Consider the following 2,591-nt stretch of genomic DNA (forward strand, 5'->3'; position numbering starts at 1 on the left):
GAGTGTAATTATCCTTGAAACCAAAGGAAGTAGAGTCATTATCCTTGTTATTGATGTGCTCTAAAGTTTCATTACTTGCTTCGTAGTTTAAGTTTCTTTGTCTCCCACTAGATGCTAACTCTGTATTTTCTTGTGGCTTGTAGCTTACAGCAGGAGATTCAGCAGTTAATTTATCTCCCTGACCCATCATTGGCTTATTTCCAGTATTTATAGGAATAAGACCAGAATCAGTTACAGTAACCTTGGTATAGGTTCTCTGACCAGTTTTCTTGTCTATGGTTATTTGGTAACCATATTCGGTCTTACTTGGTGATGTTTCTGATGGGTTTTTAAGCTCGAACTTAAAACCGTCTTTTTCTACCTTTTCATCAGTTTTAACTAAGTTTTGATTGGTGTCTCCCGGTTGCAAATCAGTTTGTCTATAGCGCTCTTTGCCGTTATAGCCTTTTATCTTAGCTTCATCTTTAGTATAATTCATCTCATTTGCAGCTTGTACCAAGTTCATTGGTATAAAGCTTACAAGTAAAGCAAATGCTAAAAGAAAGCTTAAGATTTTTCTTGTTTTAATACTATCTTTAATCATTTTTTTCTCCTTTATAGTATTTTCCTATTTTTTTAGAGTATTTGTCTAACATCCTTATATGTTGATTATAGTAGTTATATAGGAAAAAATTTACTATAATTATGTAAAAATTAATTTATATTTTTAGAAGAAAAAATTCCAAAGCAATAACTTTGGAATTTAACCTTAATGTTATTTACTTAATGCATCTTTTACAGCTGCTTTGATAGCATCAGATGTTACTGTTGCTGTAGCAATACTGTCAACATCTGTTGAGTTAGCTGCTACTATAGCTGCTGGTATATCTTTTAATGCTGCATCTGCTAAGCCTTCTGTTTCAGCGTGTTCTTTAACTTCTACTGAAGTTATCTTTCCACCTTCAACTTTAACTTCAACTTTTAAGTCAGCGTTGTGTCCTTTTGCTGTACCTTCGTAAGTACCATCTTTTAACTCAGCTGGTGCTTCAGCTTCTGCAGTTGTTTCTTTTACTGTTTCCTTAGCTGTTTCTTTTGTTGTTTCAGCTGGAGCTTCAGCCTTTGTTTCTGTCTTAGTTTCTGTTGGTTGCTTTCTTTCTGTACATGCTACTAAGCTAAGTACTAGAACTAAAGCTAATAAAATTGATAATGTCTTTTTCATTATTCCTCCCTTATTTTTTTGATATGGACTATTATATCACATTTTTTCATAATAATAAAAATTTAAATTCTTCTTAAGCATTCATTCTTCAAGTTTATTCATTTATATTATCTATATGGTCATCTATTTCTGATCCGACATTTTCTTTAAAGTCTTCATCTTCTGCCATGGCCTGGTCTTTAAGTCTTTCTAACTCTTTAGAGTCTTTCTTTGAAAAATCTTGGCCTGGGTCTTTTTTGGCAAAGGTAAGGTCGTAAATCCTATTTCTGATTTCAGCTTCCTTCTCAATCTTTGACTTGTTTTTGATCCAACCTATAGCGATAACTAGGATCAAGACTATTCCCATATAACCAATAATTGGATACATAATACCTACAAGTTTTTTAAATCCTACAAAGGAAAGTCCAAATCCTATAACTACTAGAATGATTAATGTCAGGTTGAATTTCTTTTTGTCATCTCCAGCTATTCTTCTTGCTAGGGCATAGTATAAAGAAATACCGGTGTTGAAAATCATTCCATAGATAACTAGGGACATCAGCATTCCCAATACAGGATGAATGTTTGTAATAACTGCTTGCATTGGCAAGTCTGAAGCTATAATCACTGGTAGGTTTGCATACAAGGTAAAGGTTGCAACTGTTGTGATAAGTCCTACAATGAATCCACCAAAGATACCGGCTGTTTTTGAAACCTTGTTGTTGAATTCTTCCCCACCTAAGACAAAGGCCATGGATACCCCTGTCATCATACACATAGCAAAGTAGTTTAAGCTTGATAGGGCTACGTTATTTATAGCCTTGGTTTGGGTTTTTGCTAGTTCAGCAGATGCTTGTAGGTCTACATCGGCCCAAAATATTGTGTAGATGGTAGCTAGTACTATGAAAAATACTATCAGTGGTGTGAAAGACCCGATAACTGCTGAGACTTTGTCAAAGTCAAATTGACTAACTATGATAATCAAAGCAGCACATATCACGGCACCAACCCAGTTTGGTAAGGCGAATTGTTGGTTTAGGTTTGAACCTGCCCCTGCTATCATTACAAAACCTATTACAAAACAGGTGATGGTAAGGGCTATATCTAGCAATTTAACAACAATCGGATGGGTCATTTGCTCCAAGACCTCACTATGTTCGCTAGCTAAAAAGTATGAACCCATTGATAATAGGATATAACCAAAGGCTACATGAAGAAGCCCTGTCACGGTAACGGCTATGAGGCCTGGCACCCCAAATCCTACAAAATATTGTATGAGTTCTTGGCCTGAAGCAAGACCCGCTCCAGTCAAAACTCCCACATAGGCAAAGGCCATGATGATGGACCTTTTTATTCTATCTTTTCTAATATTTGTTCTTAATTGTTCTGTCATTTCTCCTCATTTCTCGTAAAA

The 2,591-nt window shown here is 35.3% G+C and carries 3 protein-coding genes; all 3 read right to left on the reverse strand.

The annotated features are described in order from the left end of the window. A partial coding sequence (locus Q0U66_RS05760) for an adhesin domain containing protein (protein WP_297378590.1) occupies positions 1-583 on the reverse strand: 583 nt, incomplete at its 3' end. 171 nt (positions 584-754) lie between these two features. Further along, positions 755-1,198 (reverse strand): FMN-binding protein, encoded by a 444-nt coding sequence (locus Q0U66_RS05765; RefSeq protein WP_297378593.1) that lies wholly within the window; start codon positions 1,196-1,198, stop codon positions 755-757. Between the two features lie 94 nt (positions 1,199-1,292). Next, positions 1,293-2,570 carry a hypothetical protein gene (locus tag Q0U66_RS05770; RefSeq protein WP_297378596.1) on the reverse strand — a complete coding sequence of 426 codons (1,278 nt, stop codon included), beginning with the start codon at positions 2,568-2,570 and terminating at the stop codon, positions 1,293-1,295. Between the last annotated feature and the right edge of the window lie 21 nt (positions 2,571-2,591).

This window comes from uncultured Helcococcus sp., from assembly GCF_946998255.1.
Taxonomy (GTDB): domain Bacteria; phylum Bacillota; class Clostridia; order Tissierellales; family Peptoniphilaceae; genus Helcococcus.